The organism is Streptomyces sp. NBC_00454, from assembly GCF_041434015.1.
Classification (GTDB): domain Bacteria; phylum Actinomycetota; class Actinomycetes; order Streptomycetales; family Streptomycetaceae; genus Streptomyces.
On the sequence record NZ_CP107907.1, the window covers coordinates 6440633 to 6455664 of the forward strand.

A 15032-nucleotide genomic window follows, 5' to 3' on the forward strand; every position below is an offset into this window, starting at 1 on the left:
CAGGCCGTCGACTGGAGGTACGGATGCGTCGTCCCGCCGCAGCACGTCAGTTAGCGCTCCTCGCACTCGCCGGTGCGCTCGTCTCCACCGGCGCCGCCGCCCCGCCCTCGCAGGCGGCGGGGGCCGCAACTCCGGCGAAGGTGCCGGTGGCCGTCGGGTACGGCGGGGCCGTCGCCAGCGTGGACGCCGACGCCAGCGCCGCCGGGATCGCGGTCCTGCGCTCCGGGGGCAACGCCGTGGACGCGGCCGTCGCGACGGCCGCGGCGCTCGGGGTCACCGAGCCGTACTCCTCCGGGATCGGCGGAGGTGGCTACTTCGTCTACTACGACGCCCGTTCCGGCCGGGTGCGGACCATCGACGGGCGCGAGACCGCCCCGGCGAGCGCCACCGCCACGCTGTTCCAGGAGAACGGCCTGCCCATCCCCTTCGCCGAGGGGCAGACCAGCGGCCGCGGCGTCGGAGTCCCCGGCACCCCGGCGACCTGGCAGAGCGCGCTGGACGCCTGGGGCACCCGCTCGCTGGGTCAACTTCTGAAGCCCGCCGAGAAACTGGCCCGTGACGGGTTCACCGTCGACGCCACCTTCCGGGCGCAGACGGAGCTCAACCAGGACCGTTTCAAGGACTTCCCGGACACCAAGAAGCTGTTCCTGCCCGGCGGGTCCCTCCCGGTGGTCGGCTCCACCTTCAAGAACCCCGATCTGGCGGCCACTTACGCGGAACTCGGCCGCAAGGGCGCGGGCGCCCTCTACCGCGGACCGCTGGCCGAGGACATCGTCCGCGCCGTCCGCAAGCCCCCGGTGGACCCGGCCGCCACCCGCGTGGTGCGCTCCGGCGACCTGACCACCGCCGACCTGCGCGCCTACGCCACCAAGCGGCAGGACCCGACCCGGGTCGGCTACCGGGGCCTGGACGTCTACAGCATGGCCCCGTCCTCCTCCGGCGGCACCACCGTCGGCGAGGCACTGAACATCCTGGAGCGCTCCGACCTCGGCTCGCTCTCTGAAGCCCAGTACCTGCACCGCTACATCGAGGCCTCGCGGATCTCCTTCGCCGACCGCGGCCGCTGGGTCGGTGACCCGGCCGCAGAGGACGTGCCCACCAAGGAACTGCTCTCCCAGCGGTACGCGGACACGCGCGGCTGTCTCATCGACCCGGGCAAGGCGCTGACCAGCCCGCTCGCTCCGGGCGATCCCCGCCACCCGGTCGCCTGCGGCGCCGGCGGACAGGCCGCCCCGACCACCTACGAGGGGGAGAACACCACGCACCTGACCGTCGCCGACCGCTGGGGCAACGTGGTCTCGTACACCCTGACCATCGAGTCGACGGGCGGCAGTGCCATCACGGTCCCCGGCCGCGGCTTCCTGCTCAACAACGAGCTGACCGACTTCTCCTTCGCCCCGGCCGCGCCCGGCGTCCCGGACCCGAACCTGCCCGGCCCGGGCAAGCGGCCGCGCTCCTCGATGTCCCCGACCATCGTGCTCGAGGACGGCCGCCCGGTGCTGGCCGTGGGCTCCCCGGGCGGCGCGACCATCATCACCACCGTGCTCCAGACCCTGATCGGGCACCTGGACCGAGGACTGCCGCTCGTCGACGCCATTGCCGCGCCGCGCGCCAGCCAGCGCAACCAGACCACCACCGAGCTGGAGCCGGGCCTGTGGAACAGCCCGGTCCGCGCCGAGCTGGAGGCGCTCGGCCAGGGCTTCCGGCAGAACCCGGAGATCGGCGCCGCCACCGGCGTCCAGCGGCTGCCCGACGGCCGCTGGCTGGCCGCGGCCGAACCGACCCGCCGGGGCGGCGGCGCGGCGATGGTGGTGCACCCGCACGGGAAGCCGTAGCACCCTCGTACGGTCCGGGCTGCGAGTTCGGCGGGGGTACCCTCGGCGTTCATCTGGTGCCGAGGGAAGTGGTGGTGGTCGTGGTCCGGCCGCGTGTAGGTGTTGCCGTGCTGACGAGGGGCGACCGGATGCCCGAGCTGCTGGCCCTGCTGGCCTCGGTGGCCGAGCAGGACGAACCGGCGACCAGGGTCGTGGTGGTCGGCAACGGGACGGCCCTGCCGGGCCTGCCCCAGGACGTGATCGCGGTGGAACTCGAGGAGAACCTGGGGGTGTCCGGCGGCCGGAACGTCGCCTGGCACCGCCTCCGGGAATCCGGTGACGTCGACGTCCTGGTGGACCTGGACGACGACGGCCTGCTGATCGAGGCGGACGTCTTCCGGCGGATCGCCGACCTGTACGAGGCGGACCGCCGGCTGGGCATCGTCTCGTTCCGGATCGCGGACGAGCGCGGCGATACGCAGCGGCGGCACCTGCCCCGCCTGGGGGCGGGTGACCCGATGCGGCGGGGCCTGGTGACGACGTTCCTGGGCGGCGGACACGCCCTGTCGATGCCGATGCTGGAGGAGACCGGGGGCTGGCCGGAGGCCTTCTTCTTCACGCACGAGGAGACGGACCTGGCCTGGCGGGCGGTCGACCGCGGCTGGGACATCCTGTACGAGCCGAAACTGGTGCTCCAGCACCCGAAGACGTCCCCGGCCAGGCACGCGGTCTACTACCGGATGACGGCCCGGAACCGGGTCTGGCTGGCCAAGCGGCACCTGCCCGCCGCCCTGGTGCCCGTCTACCTGGCCTCGTGGGCGGCCTACACGCTGCTCCAGCGGCCCCCGCTGGCGGGGCTGAAGTCGTGGTGGGCCGGGTTCTTCGAAGGCGTACGGGTCCCGTGTCCGCCGCGTCGCCCCATGCGGTGGCGGACGGTGTGGCGCATGACCCGACTGGGCCGCCCACCGGTGATCTAGCCTCGCGGCTGCGGCACCCCCTAGGGGGTGTCTGATGGATCTCCGCGGGGAAGGAGCGGCGTCCGGTGCGTGCTCTCGGTGTGCCGGCCGGAAGCCCGTGTACTGGACGTACTTGGCCTTTCGGCCGGTGCGGCGAGAGCGCGTGCCGGGCGTCGCGACGCCGCGGAGATCCATCAGACACCCCCTAGAGCGCGGTGAGGATCCTCGGGCCGTCGGCGGTGATCGCTACCGTGTGCTCCGCGTGCGCGGCCCGGCTGCCGTCGAGGGTGCGCAGGGTCCAGCCGTCCGCGTCGGGGGCGTAGTCGTCGGTGCCGCCCGCGATCAGCATCGGCTCGATGGCGATCACCATGCCGGGGCGCAGCTTCGTACCGCGCCCCGGCGGGCCCTCGTTGGGCACGCCCGGCTCCTCGTGCATCGAGCGCCCGACGCCGTGGCCGCCGAAGCCGTCGGGGATGCCGTATCCGGCGGCGCGGCAGAGCGTGCCGATGGCGTGGGCGATGTCCCCGACGCGGTTGCCGGGCAGTGCGGCGGCGATCCCCGCGGCGAGGGCGGCCTCGGCGGTTTCGATGAGCCGCAGGTCGGCGGGGCGGGCCTTGCCGACCGTGAAGCTGACGGCGGCGTCGCCGACCCAGCCGCCCAGCTTCGCGCCGCAGTCGATGCTGACCAGATCGCCGTCGCGCAGCCGGTAGCCGTCGGGGATGCCGTGCACGATCGCGTCGTTGACCGAGGCGCAGACGACGGCGGGGAAGGGGACCGGCGCGAACCGCGGCCGGTAGCCGAGGAACGGCGAGCTCGCGCCGGCTTCCCGGAGCACCTCGCGGGCCACCCGGTCGAGCTCCAGCAGGGACACTCCGACGTCCGCCCGGTCCCGGACGGCGGCGAGGGCGTGCGCGACGACGCGCCCGGCGGCGCGCATCTCGTCGATCGACTGTTCTGTCTTCAGGTTCACCATGCCAATAACTATACCGGTATAACTTTACCGGGATAGTTATTGGGGGTCCGGGGTAGGATGGGGGCATGGTCCGTACCCCTCTCACCCCCGAAGAGCGCGAGCGCGGCGAGCGCCTGGGCGCCCTGTTGCGCGCGGCCCGCGGCGATCGCAGCATGGTCGAGATCGCGGCCAGCGCCGGGCTCTCCTCCGAGACGCTCCGCAAGATCGAGACCGGCCGGGCCCCGACGCCCGCCTTCTTCACCGTGGCCGCCCTCGCCGAGGCCCTCGGGCTCTCGCTGGACGACGTCATGCGGCGGTGCGCCTTCGTACCGGTCTGACGGGTCTGACGGGTCTGACCGGTCTGACGGGTCTGACGGGTCGGCCCCGCCCTTCGCCGCGCCGCGTCTTCGCCTCTTCGCCGGGGCCTCGGCCGATCGGCCGCCTCAGCCTGCCGTTCGGGCGGGCCCGGCGGCCGAACGGCCCAATCGGCGGTGGGACGGCCGGGGCGCGGGGCAAGCGTGAAGCGTGCCAGACATGAACGCATCCGCATCCAAGCGACTCGGTCTCGGAATCGTCGGCGCCCTCCTCGCGGGCGGCCTGCTGCTCGCGGCATGCGCCGCCCCCGACGGCCGGGCCCACGCCAAGGCCCCGGACGAGGTGGTCTTCCGCCACCCGGGCGTCGTCGTCAGCCACACCCAGCTCCAGCACGCCAAACAGATGATCGCGGCCGGCAAGGAGCCGTGGAGCTCGGCGTACCAGGCGCTCCTCAAGAGCCGCTACGCCTCCCTCGACTACACGGCGCACCCCGCCGACGTCGTGCCCTGCCCCTTCAACTCGGGGCCGCAGTCCTGCCTCGACGAACGCCAGGACGCGATCGCCGCCTACACCCACGCCCTGCTCTGGTCCGTGAACGGCAGGACCGCCCACGCCCGCAAGGCCGTGGAGATCATGAACGGCTGGTCGGCGGTGATGAAGCGGCACGCCGAGGACAACGCCGGACTGCAGGCCGCCTGGTCCGGCTCCACCTGGGCGCGGGCCGCCGAGATCATCCACGCCGACTACCCGAACTGGGAGAACGTACAGGTCACCCGGTTCAAGGAGATGCTGCGCACCGCGTACCTCCCGGCAGTCCGCGCGCAGGTGCCGACGTACAACGGCAACTGGGAGCTGGCGATGACCGATGCCGCGATGGGCATCTCCGTCTTCCTGGAGGACCAGGACGTCTTCCGGGAGTCCCTGGAGCGGTTCCGGGCGCGCGTCCCGGCGTACTTCTACCTCAAGAAGGACGGCGCGCACCCCCTCGCCCCGCCGCGCACCGGCATCGACTCGCCGGACAAGGTGAAGGCGTACTGGTTCGGCCAGGGGGCGTACGTCGACGGCATCGCCCAGGAGACCTGCCGCAACCTCATGCACGTCGGTTACTCCCTCGCCGCGTCCGCGCACATCGCGGAGACGGCGTGGCACCAGGGCGTGGACCTGTACGGGGAGCAGGGCGAGCGGCTCAAGGCGGCGCTGGAGTTCCACTCGAAGTACCAGCTGGGCGCCGAGGCTCCCGAATGGCTGTGCGGGGGCAAGGTGGAGCGCACCATGGGCCCCGACCTGGAGGTCGCGCTCCAGCACTATGAGCTGCGGACGGGCGCGAAACTTCCGTACACGCGCGAGCTGGTCGAGAAGATGCGGCCGGCCGGTACGGACGACCTGTTCGTGGCCTGGGAGACGGTCAGTCATGGGGAGGCGGCCCCCGCGGTCCCCGCAGCCTGACGCGTCCCCGGCTTGCGCATGGCGCCTTGCGCAGTGCGCATAGGGTCGGGCCCATGACGCTTACGGTTGAGGATCTGGGCAGGGCGCGGTACGTCAGTCTCACCACCTTCCGCAAGGACGGCACACCGGTGGCGACGCCGGTGTGGGCCGCGGCGGACGGTGGTGAGCTGTACGTGTGGACGCGCAGCGATTCGTGGAAGGTCAAGCGGATCCGCAACAACGGGCGGGTCACGGTCTGCGCGTGCGACGTACGCGGCCGCGTGGCGCCGGGGACCGAGGTGGCCGAGGGGCAGGCACGGCTGCTGGACCAGGCGGGGCTGGACCGGGTGCGGAAGCTGATCTCGCGCAAGTACACCTGGCAGTACTGGATCCTGGACGTGCCGGCCATGCTGGCCCGGCGGGGCAAGCGACCGCACGAGGCGATCGCCATCACGCTTGACGAGACCGCCGTCCAGCTTTGAGATTCCCGTAGCCCGCCCGTAACACGGATGGGGTCCAATGCGGGGATGGAGACCGCGACTTCGCTGGTGATCGGTCAACTCTCCGGCTACATGCGGGGGTTGACGCAGAGGCTGGATCCCGGGACGGGCTGGTACGGGGAGTTCCTGCGGCGGGACCCCGAGGGGATGCGGGCCTGTCTGGACGGCGCCGCGATGCCGCCCTGGGATGTACTGGAGTCACTGCTCGGCGACTTGGCGGCCCGGCCGGGTCCGGCCGGAGCGCTCGCAGTGGTCGACCCGGATGTGATCGCGCGGGAGACCCGGTACGCGGCCGGGCTGCGGGCGGCTGCCGTCGTGGTCTGGGACCGGCTGCCCGGCGGCGTCGAGGAACTGCGCACCCTGCTGGCCGCGGCCCTCGCGCAGCGGTCACAGGCCCAGGCCTCGCTGCGCGCGCTGTCGGCCCGTCTCGACCGGACCGCGGATCCGGCGCAGGCGGACGCCCTGTCCCGGGAGCTCTCGTGGACCCGCGACGACGCGGCCCGGGCGGCGGCCCGGCACGAGGACCTGACGGCCCGGCTGGCGATGGTGGCCCCGGCCGCCGCCGAGCCCCTGGCGGGCGTGCCGGCGCAGCGCTCCGGCGGGCCCGAGCAGCGCTCCGGGGTGCCGGCGCAGCCCTCCGACCGGCCCGAGCAGGGCTCCGGCGGCACCGCCGAGGCCCAGGCTCCGGTCGGCCGCGCCGAGGGCCGCTGGCTGCGCGGAGCCCGGCGGAGCGGCGGAGCCCGGTACGCGGGCGCGGCGGTCCCCGAAGCCCAGGAGTTCACCCCGCCCCCGGGTGCGCCTTCGGCCGAAGCCCCCCTGCGCGGGGCCCGCTTCGGCCGCCCCACGCGGCCGGAGCGCCCGGACCCGGACCAGGCTTCGGCCGACGGCAGGTACCCGGAGCCCGCGGGCGACCCGGCGGCCGACTCCGCAGCCCACCCGGCAGGCGACTTCGCAGCCCATTCCCTCGCCGGTCCCGCCGCCGACTCCGCGGCCGCGCAGCGCCCGCCGCGGGATCCCGTCGGCGGGATCGTCGCCGCGCTGATCGCGCTGCGCGCGCAGGGGCGGAGCGGCGAAGCGCACGCGCTGCTCTGTGAGGCCGCCGCCGGGCCCGTGGAGTGGCTGCCGGGGCTGGGGGAGGAGCTGGTCCGGGCCGGGCTGGCGGCCGACTGGACCACCCTGCTCTGGGAGGCGGCTTCGCTGCCGCCCGCCCGCTTCGCCGCGGCCGCCGCGGTGCTCGGCCCGGCCGACTGCGCGGCGCTGCTGCGCCAGGGCGCCGCCCGGCCCGCCGCGGAGATCGCCGAAGCCGCCCTCGCGCTCGGCGAAGCCGGCCGGGCCCACGAGGCCGACACCCTGCTCGAAGCCTTCGTCAGGGTCCGCACCGCCGAGGAGTCGGCCCGCCTCGCCCGGCGGGATCCGCAGTGGTTCGCGCCCCGCCTGCTCCGCGCGGCCGAAGCCGTCTCGCGGACGCACCACCGGGATCTGCTGCACGCACTGCGCGTCGCGAAACTGCCCGTCTCCTGACCGATAACGACCAGGTGCCGGCGTAACGGCGACGTCTCTTGATCGACTACTCCAACCGTGCAAGGCGGTCTTGCCCCGCGCTGTGCCGAGGCCTACCTTCAACTCCCTACGCGCAGCCGTGCACCCCTCTACGTGCGTAGAACTCGGCGTACCCGTCGCGAGGAGCAGCTCATGGCCCAAGTCGTCCGCGCCGCACTCGTCCAGGCCACCTGGACCGGAGACACCGAGTCGATGATCGCCAAACACGAGGAGCACGCCCGCCGGGCCGCCGCCCAGGGCGCGAAGATCATCGGCTTCCAGGAAGTCTTCAACGCCCCCTACTTCTGCCAGGTCCAGGAACCCGAGCACTACCGCTGGGCCGAGGCCGTCCCCGAGGGCCCCACCGTGCAGCGCATGCAGGCGCTCGCCCGCGAGACCGGCATGGTCATCGTCGTACCGGTCTTCGAGCTGGAGTCCGAGGGCTTCTACTACAACACCGCCGCCGTCATCGACGCCGACGGCAGCTACCTCGGCAAGTACCGCAAGCACCACATCCCCCAGGTCAAGGGCTTCTGGGAGAAGTACTACTTCCGGCCGGGCAACCTCGGCTGGCCCGTCTTCGACACCGCCGTGGGGAGGATCGGCGTCTACATCTGCTACGACCGCCACTTCCCGGAAGGCTGGCGCGAACTCGGGCTCGCAGGAGCGCAGTTGGTGTACAACCCGTCCGCGACCTCCCGGGGCCTGTCCGGGTACCTGTGGCAGCTGGAGCAGCCCGCCTCCGCCGTCGCCAACGAGTACTTCGTCGCGGCGATCAACCGCGTCGGCCAGGAGGAGTACGGCGACAACGACTTCTACGGCACCAGCTACTTCGTCGACCCGCGCGGCCAGTTCGTCGGGGAGGTCGCCAGCGACAAGGAGGAGGAACTCCTCGTCCGGGACCTCGACTTCGACCTGATCAAGGAGGTCCGCGACCAGTGGGCCTTCTACCGCGACCGCCGCCCCGACGCCTACGGAGGGCTCGTACAGCCGTGACCAACCCGATCCCCCTGCACAGTCGCCACCGCTCCGTCCTGCCCGACTGGCTCGCGCTCTACTACGACCGGCCCATCGAGCTCACCCACGGCGAAGGCCGCCACGTCTGGGACGCCGAAGGCAACCGCTACCTGGACTTCTTCGGCGGCATCCTCACCACGATGACCGCCCACGCCCTGCCCGAGGTCACCAAGGCCGTCTCCGAACAGGCCGGACGGATCATCCACTCGTCCACCCTGTACCTGAACCGGCCGATGATCGAACTCGCCGAGCGGGTCGCCTCGTTGTCCGGGATCCCGGACGCCCGGGTCTTCTTCACCACCTCCGGCACCGAGGCCAACGACACCGCCCTGCTGCTCGCGACGACGTACCGCCGCTCCAACCAGATCCTGGCGATGCGCAACAGCTACCACGGCCGGTCCTTCTCCACCGTCTCCATCACCGGCAACCGCGGCTGGTCCCCGACCAGCCTCTCGCCGCTCCAGACGTACTACGTGCACGGCGCCGTCCGCTCCCGCGGCCCCTTCGCGCACCTGAACGACGCCGAGTTCACCGCGGCCGCCGTCGCCGACCTCGAAGACGTCCTCGGCCAGGCCCGCGGCGGCCTCGCCGCGCTCATCGCCGAACCGATCCAGGGCGTCGGCGGGTTCACCTCCCCGCCCGACGGGCTCTACGGGGCCTTCCGCGAGGTCCTCGACCGCCACGGCATCCTCTGGATCAGTGACGAGGTGCAGACCGGCTGGGGCCGCACCGGCGACAACTTCTGGGGCTGGCAGGCCCACGCCCAGAACGGCCCGCCGGACATCCTCACTTTCGCCAAGGGCATCGGCAACGGCATGTCCATCGGCGGAGTCGTGGCCCGCGCCGAGGTGATGAACTGCCTGGACTCCAACTCCATCTCCACCTTCGGCGGTTCACCCGTCACCATGGCCGCCGGCGTCGCCAACCTCGCGTACCTCCTCGAACACGACCTCCAGGGCAACGCCCGCCGGGTCGGCGGGCTGCTGCTGGAGCGGCTGCGTGCCGTCGCCGCGACCGTGCCCGCCGTACGGGAGGTCCGCGGCCGGGGCCTGATGGCCGGACTGGAGCTCACGAAGCCCGGTACCGACCAGGCCGATCCCGACGCGGCCGCCGCCGTACTGGAGGCCGCCCGGGCCCGCGGCCTCCTCCTCGGCAAGGGCGGCGGACACAACACCAGCGTGCTGCGCATCGCGCCGCCGCTCTCCCTCACCGTCGCCGAGGCGGAGGAGGGCGCCGGCATCCTCGCCGAAGCCCTCGGCATCCTCAACTAGCTACCGGGGAGACGACGTACATGACCATCCGCACCCTCATCCGCGGCGGCCTCGTCATCACGGCCGCCGACGAGCTCCACGCCGACGTGCTGATCGAGGACGGCCGCGTGGCCGCCCTCGCGGCGCACGGCACGGCCGCCGCCGAGACCTGGACGGCCGACCGGACGATCGACGCGAGCGGGAAGTACGTCATCCCCGGCGGGGTCGACGCGCACACCCACATGGAGCTGCCCTTCGGAGGCACCGCCGCCTCCGACACCTTCGAGACCGGAACCAGGGCCGCCGCCTGGGGCGGCACCACCACCATCGTGGACTTCGCCGTACAGACCCCCGGCCACGCCCTGCGCGAGGGGCTCGACACCTGGTACGCCAAGGCCGACGGCCAGTGCGCCATCGACTACGCCTTCCACATGATCCTCTCGGACGTCAACGAGGGCACCCTCAAGGAGATGGACCACCTGGTGGGGGAGGGGGTCACCTCCTTCAAGCTGTTCATGGCGTACCCCGGGGTCTTCTACAGCGACGACGGGCAGATCCTGCGCGCGATGCAGAGGGCGTCGGGCAACGGCGGGCTGATCATGATGCACGCCGAGAACGGCATCGCGATCGACGTCCTCGTGGAACAGGCCCTGGCCCGCGGGGAGACCGATCCCCGTCACCACGGCGAGGTCCGCAAGGTGCTCCTCGAAGCCGAGGCCACCCACCGCGCCATCCAGCTCGCGCGGGTGGCCGGGTCCCCCCTCTACGTGGTCCACGTCTCGGCGGAGGAGGCGGTGGCGGAGCTGGCGGCGGCCCGGGACAAGGGGCTGCCGGTCTTCGGCGAGACCTGTCCGCAGTACCTGTTCCTGTCCACCGACAACCTGGAGGAGCCGGACTTCCAGGGCGCCAAGTACGTCTGCTCGACTCCTCTGCGGCCTCGTGAGCATCAGGCGGCGCTGTGGCGGGGCCTGCGGACGAACGACCTCCAGGTGGTTTCCACCGACCACTGCCCCTTCTGCTTCCGGGGCCAGAAGGAGCTGGGCCGGGGCGACTTCTCCAAGATCCCGAACGGGCTGCCGGGGGTGGAGAACCGCATGGACCTCCTCCACCAGGCCGTCCTGGACGGGCACATCAGCCGCCGCCGCTGGATCGAGATCGCGTGCGCGACCCCGGCCCGGATGTTCGGCCTCTACCCGCAGAAGGGCACGATCGCGCCGGGCAGCGACGCCGACATCGTCCTCTACGATCCGCACGCCGAGCAGGTCATCTCCGCCGAGACGCACCACATGAACGTGGACTACTCGGCGTACGAGGGCAAGCGGATCACCGGACGCGTCGACACGGTCCTGTCCCGGGGCGAACTCGTCATCGACCGGCGCGAATACACCGGCCGCGCCGGCCACGGGGCCTTCATCCACCGGTCCACCTGCCAGTACCTGTAAGCGCGCAACCCGCAAGGAGCCGCCCGATGGACTTCGGCCTCGTCCTGCAGACCGACCCGCCCGCCTCCCAAGTCATCAGCCTCATGAAGCGCGCCGAGCGCAACGGGTTCCGCTACGGCTGGACCTTCGACTCGGCGGTCCTGTGGCAGGAACCGTTCGTCATCTACAGCCAGATCCTGGCCAACACGCAGAAACTGCACGTCGGCCCGATGGTCACCAACCCCGGCACCCGCACCTGGGAGGTCACCGCCTCCACCTTCGCCACCCTCAACGACATGTACGGCAACCGCACCGTCTGCGGGATCGGGCGCGGGGACTCCGCGATGCGGGTCGCGGGCCGGGCCCCCAACACCCTGGCCCGCCTCGGCGAGTCCATGGACGTCATCCGCGACCTGGCCGAAGGCCGCGAGGCGGTGGTCGACGGCAACCCGATCCGCATCCCCTGGATCAAGGACGGGAGACTGCCCGTCTGGATGGCGGCGTACGGACCGAAGGCGCTGGCCCTCGCCGGGCAGAAGGCGGACGGGTTCATCCTCCAGCTCGCGGACCCCTTCCTGACGGAGTGGATGGTCAAGGCGGTCCGGCAGGCCGCGGCCGAGGCCGGCCGGGACCCGGACTCGATCACCATCTGCGTGGCCGCCCCGGCGTACGTCGGCGACGATCTGGCGCACGCCCGCGACCAGTGCCGGTGGTTCGGAGGGATGGTCGGCAACCACGTCGCCGATCTGGTCTCCCGGTACGGCGAGCACTCGGGGATGGTGCCGGAGGAACTGACCGCGTACATCAAGGACCGGCACGGCTACGACTACAGTCACCACGGCCGCGCCGGGAACACCTCCACCGACTTCGTCCCGGACGAGATCGTCGACCGCTTCTGCCTGCTGGGCCCGGCCGAGGCCCACATCGAGAAGCTGCGGGTCCTGCGGGACCTGGGCGTCGACCAGTTCGCCCTCTACGACATGCACGACGCCAGGGAAGCGACGATCGACGCGTACGGCTCCGACATCATTCCGTCCTTCGGCTGACCGCCGCCGGTCAGGTCTTCCGCGGCTCGTCGGGCCCCGGCCTCCTTCAGGAGGCCGGGGCCCGCGTCTGGTTCAGAACCAGTTGAGGGTGAGGGGGAAGGTGGTGGTTGCGGTGGTGTTGGTGTTGGTGGTGTCGGTGGCGGTGGCGGTGATCTGGATGGTTCCGGTGGTCCAGGGTTTGCCGGTGATGCGGCCGGTGTTGGTGTCGATGGTGAGGCCCCAGGGGAGTCCGGTGGCGGTGTAGTGGACGGGTGGTTTTCCGCCGGTGGTGGTGAGTTGGATGGTGCAGGTCTGGTTGAACTTGCAGGTCTGCGGGCCGGGGTTGGCCAGCTTCAGGTCACCCGGAGTCGGGGTGGGGGTGGGCGTGGGAGTCGGGGTGGGCGTAGGCGTAGGCGTCGGCGTGGGAGTCGGTGTCGGCGTAGGGGTGGGGGTTCCGGCGCAGCCCGGGGTGGCTTCGGGGGGCAGGGGGACGCGCCAGATCTGGGTGTCGTTCTCCGATCCGACGAGGAGGCTCGTGCAGTCGGCGTACGTCACCGTCTCGCCCTGTGACTGGGAGGGGAGGGCGACGTCCGCGAGCTTGGTGCCCGCGGTGTCGTACACCGAGGCCGTGTTGGCGCCCAGCGGACCGCCACTGCGCAGGGTGTACGAGGCACCCGACGGCGAGAAGGAGCCGTCGGTGGTGAAGACCGGGCCGGGCCGTACCGCGGTGAGGGTGTTGAGCTGGCCGGGTAGTGGAGGCAGCGGGGCCTGGTAGAACTGGCCCGCCGCTCCGATGAGTTTGCTGGCGATGTAGAGCCGTCCGGTGACGGGGTCGGCGAGCAGGGACTCGGCGTCGTGTTTGCCGTCGGCGTAGGCGAAGCGATAGGTCACGGGCGTCACCGTGGCGTTGGTGAGCTGATCGGGCTCGGTGAAGCCGTGCACGGTGATCTCGGTGCGGCCGCCGAAGTTGTCGCCGATGTCACCGACGAGGACGGTGGGGGCGCCCGAGGCGTCCTTTCCGATCGTCAGCGCCTCCCAGTCGGTGTTGCCCACCCCGGCCACCGTGAACGTGGCCAGGAGCCGGCCGGTGGCGCCGCCGCAGTCGATGGCGAAGACCTGGTTGGTGTTTCCGCTGTCGTTGACCGCGTAGAAGACCCCGGGGTGTTTACGGCTCATGGCGAGGCCGCTGAGTTCGGCCAGGCCTCCCGGGAGGGTGCACTTGCGCTCGGGGGCGAGTGCGGAGCCGGTCCCGGGGGCGGCCGCCGCGGCCGCGGTCGTGGAAGGTGCGGCGCCGGCAGCATCGGCCACCCAGGCCGTGGCCGGCAGGATCGTGGCGAGGGCCGCGGTCGCGAGGGCGGCGACGGCCCGTGGGGGTGTGAGACGTAGTCGGAACATGCCCACCATGTGATGGGACGTCAATTCATGACGCCAGGGTCAAGTGCCTTCTGTTCGAGCATCGTTCAATGCCGGGTGGGCATGCCTGGTCCGCCGCCGGGAGCCTTCCGGTTGGCCCCAGTGGGCGACACGCGGCCCGTCCGGCACGCACGCGTCAGCGCGATGGTTCGCGTACGGGTGCGTTGTGCCGGGCGTGCGCGATGAAGGCGCGGGCCGCCCGGCTCAAGGGCCGCCGGGCGTGGGCGATGCCCACCGGACGCAGCAGGGGTGGCGTGAAGGAGCGGATCTCCGCCCTGGTGCCGAAGGCCCTCGCCACCACGTCCCGGTACCAGATGAGGGAGCCGCGGCCGTCGGTCACGCCGGTCACCCAGCCGAGGCGTTCGTCCACCTCCAGTCGGGGGACCGGGCGCACGCCGAGACAGCTGAACATGGCCTCCAGCTCGGTGCGCCGGCCCGTCCCGGGGCTGGGCAGCACCATCGGCAGGCCGTCGAGGGCGCGGAACGGTAACGGGTCGGGCAGCAGGGAGCCGGCCGGTGAGATGAGCACCACCTCGCGCTCCTGGATGTGGTGGGTGGAGAGCTCCTTGTCCACGGGGAGGTCCACGAGGGCCAACTCGGCCCGGGCTTGCATCAGTTCCTGGACCACGGCCTCGCGACTGTCGTACTGGTGGATCCTGACGTCGATGGTGGGTTGCCGCTCGGTGAAGGCCTGTACCAGCTGGGAGGCCAGATCGAGGGCCAGGGTGGGAGTGGTGACGAGGGTCAGGGTGGCCGGAGTGCCCTGGGTGTGGGGGGTCCCGATGTCGTCGATGGCTTCCACCGCGTCGAGCACGGTGCGGGCCAGCCGGACCACTCGGGCCCCTTCCGGCGTGAGGTCCACCCCCCTTCCCCGCCGGGCGAGGAGTTCGACGCCGAGGTCGCGCTCCATGGCCTGGACGGCCCGGGACAGCGCGGACTGGGCGACGAAGACCGAGGCCGCCGCGCTGGTGATGGAGCGGCAGTCGGCGACGGCGACGAGGTAGCGGAGCTGGGCGAGGGTGGGGGTCATGACCGGACGGTAACCGGGCGAGGGTGTACCTGTAAGAGCTCGTCGGGTGAACAAGTACCGGACTCCGCAAAGGGGGTCATGCCGGACCGGCGGCAACCCATACCGATACGGCATGAGCACGCACGGCTACCGTACGTCGGCCCCCGCGCCCGGGCGGGGCCGCCCGGGCCGCAACGCCGCAGGCCACCGCGTTGGCGGGAGGGCGTCGCCGGTGCGGACCGGGGGCGGCGCGGGTGGGTCTCGGGCGCCCGGAGTGCTGAGCGGAGTGCTCCGGATGCCCGTTGACAGTGCGGGGCCGTCACCGCACGATGCATCGCGGCCATCCGGCAATTTGACCACCGTTCAAGTATGTCCTCGGTTGGTCGCCCGGCCGAT

13 protein-coding genes are annotated in these 15032 nt (G+C 72.1%); 10 read left to right on the plus strand and 3 right to left on the minus strand.

Annotation, left to right across the window (positions count from 1 at the left end; translation table 11 throughout):
* Positions 1-23: 23 nt before the first annotated feature.
* Both ggt and OHU74_RS29460 read left to right on the plus strand, forming a co-directional pair.
* Positions 24-1835 (plus strand): gamma-glutamyltransferase, encoded by a 1812-nt coding sequence (gene ggt / locus OHU74_RS29455; RefSeq protein ID WP_371618667.1) that lies wholly within the window; start codon positions 24-26, stop codon positions 1833-1835.
* 128 nt (positions 1836-1963) lie between these two features.
* Positions 1964-2791: a glycosyltransferase family 2 protein gene (locus OHU74_RS29460; RefSeq protein ID WP_371619850.1), complete on the plus strand. Its 828-nt coding sequence runs from the start codon at positions 1964-1966 to the stop codon at positions 2789-2791.
* A gap of 184 nt (positions 2792-2975) precedes the next feature.
* Here the strand turns inward: OHU74_RS29460 and map are convergent, their stop codons facing one another.
* Positions 2976-3743: a type I methionyl aminopeptidase gene (gene map / locus OHU74_RS29465; RefSeq protein ID WP_371618668.1), complete on the minus strand. Its 768-nt coding sequence runs from the start codon at positions 3741-3743 to the stop codon at positions 2976-2978.
* A gap of 65 nt (positions 3744-3808) precedes the next feature.
* Here map and OHU74_RS29470 point away from each other — a divergent pair, with 65 nt between their 5' ends.
* The 8 genes from OHU74_RS29470 (at position 3809) to OHU74_RS29505 (ending at position 12235) form a co-directional block, all read left to right on the plus strand.
* Complete coding sequence (locus tag OHU74_RS29470; protein ID WP_371618669.1) at positions 3809-4060, plus strand: helix-turn-helix domain-containing protein; 252 nt, start codon at positions 3809-3811, stop codon at positions 4058-4060.
* 196 nt (positions 4061-4256) lie between these two features.
* Positions 4257-5483 carry an alginate lyase family protein gene (locus OHU74_RS29475; protein ID WP_371618670.1) on the plus strand — a complete coding sequence of 409 codons (1227 nt, stop codon included), beginning with the start codon at positions 4257-4259 and terminating at the stop codon, positions 5481-5483.
* 53 nt (positions 5484-5536) lie between these two features.
* Positions 5537-5944, plus strand: a complete 408-nt coding sequence (locus OHU74_RS29480) for a PPOX class F420-dependent oxidoreductase (protein WP_371618671.1) — start codon at positions 5537-5539, stop codon at positions 5942-5944.
* Positions 5945-5989: 45 nt separating this feature from the next.
* The gene (locus OHU74_RS29485; protein ID WP_371618672.1) at positions 5990-7483 is read left to right on the plus strand and encodes a hypothetical protein; all 1494 of its coding nucleotides are present in this window, start codon (positions 5990-5992) and stop codon (positions 7481-7483) included.
* 171 nt (positions 7484-7654) lie between these two features.
* Positions 7655-8497 carry a nitrilase-related carbon-nitrogen hydrolase gene (locus OHU74_RS29490; protein WP_330299390.1) on the plus strand — a complete coding sequence of 281 codons (843 nt, stop codon included), beginning with the start codon at positions 7655-7657 and terminating at the stop codon, positions 8495-8497.
* Positions 8494-9789 (plus strand): aspartate aminotransferase family protein, encoded by a 1296-nt coding sequence (locus OHU74_RS29495; protein WP_371618673.1) that lies wholly within the window; start codon positions 8494-8496, stop codon positions 9787-9789. The genes OHU74_RS29490 and OHU74_RS29495 overlap by 4 nt, the downstream gene beginning before the upstream one ends.
* Positions 9790-9809: 20 nt before the next feature.
* A complete protein-coding gene (gene hydA, locus OHU74_RS29500; RefSeq protein WP_371618674.1) occupies positions 9810-11210 on the plus strand; it encodes a dihydropyrimidinase in 1401 nt (466 codons plus the stop codon).
* A 26-nt stretch (positions 11211-11236) separates the two neighbouring features.
* A complete protein-coding gene (locus OHU74_RS29505; protein ID WP_371618675.1) occupies positions 11237-12235 on the plus strand; it encodes a TIGR03842 family LLM class F420-dependent oxidoreductase in 999 nt (332 codons plus the stop codon).
* Between the two features lie 72 nt (positions 12236-12307).
* Here OHU74_RS29505 and OHU74_RS29510 read toward each other — a convergent pair whose 3' ends face one another.
* Together OHU74_RS29510 and OHU74_RS29515 are read right to left on the minus strand one after the other, a co-directional pair.
* Positions 12308-13609 carry a putative Ig domain-containing protein gene (locus OHU74_RS29510; protein WP_371618676.1) on the minus strand — a complete coding sequence of 434 codons (1302 nt, stop codon included), beginning with the start codon at positions 13607-13609 and terminating at the stop codon, positions 12308-12310.
* 154 nt (positions 13610-13763) lie between these two features.
* Positions 13764-14657, minus strand: a complete 894-nt coding sequence (locus OHU74_RS29515) for a LysR family transcriptional regulator (protein WP_371618677.1) — start codon at positions 14655-14657, stop codon at positions 13764-13766.
* Positions 14658-15032 lie beyond the last annotated feature (375 nt).

Bases quoted from the DNA above. Each gene is read 5' to 3' on its own strand.
- ggt (WP_371618667.1), top strand. From the start codon at position 24: ATGCGTCGTCCCGCCGCAGCACGTCAGTTAGCGCTCCTCGCACTCGCC.
- OHU74_RS29460 (WP_371619850.1), top strand. From the start codon at position 1,964: ATGCCCGAGCTGCTGGCCCTGCTGGCCTCGGTGGCCGAGCAGGACGAA.
- map (WP_371618668.1), bottom strand. From the start codon at position 3,743: ATGGTGAACCTGAAGACAGAACAGTCGATCGACGAGATGCGCGCCGCC.
- OHU74_RS29470 (WP_371618669.1), top strand. From the start codon at position 3,809: ATGGTCCGTACCCCTCTCACCCCCGAAGAGCGCGAGCGCGGCGAGCGC.
- OHU74_RS29475 (WP_371618670.1), top strand. From the start codon at position 4,257: ATGAACGCATCCGCATCCAAGCGACTCGGTCTCGGAATCGTCGGCGCC.
- OHU74_RS29480 (WP_371618671.1), top strand. From the start codon at position 5,537: ATGACGCTTACGGTTGAGGATCTGGGCAGGGCGCGGTACGTCAGTCTC.
- OHU74_RS29485 (WP_371618672.1), top strand. From the start codon at position 5,990: ATGGAGACCGCGACTTCGCTGGTGATCGGTCAACTCTCCGGCTACATG.
- OHU74_RS29490 (WP_330299390.1), top strand. From the start codon at position 7,655: ATGGCCCAAGTCGTCCGCGCCGCACTCGTCCAGGCCACCTGGACCGGA.
- hydA (WP_371618674.1), top strand. From the start codon at position 9,810: ATGACCATCCGCACCCTCATCCGCGGCGGCCTCGTCATCACGGCCGCC.
- OHU74_RS29505 (WP_371618675.1), top strand. From the start codon at position 11,237: ATGGACTTCGGCCTCGTCCTGCAGACCGACCCGCCCGCCTCCCAAGTC.
- OHU74_RS29510 (WP_371618676.1), bottom strand. From the start codon at position 13,609: ATGTTCCGACTACGTCTCACACCCCCACGGGCCGTCGCCGCCCTCGCG.
- OHU74_RS29515 (WP_371618677.1), bottom strand. From the start codon at position 14,657: ATGACCCCCACCCTCGCCCAGCTCCGCTACCTCGTCGCCGTCGCCGAC.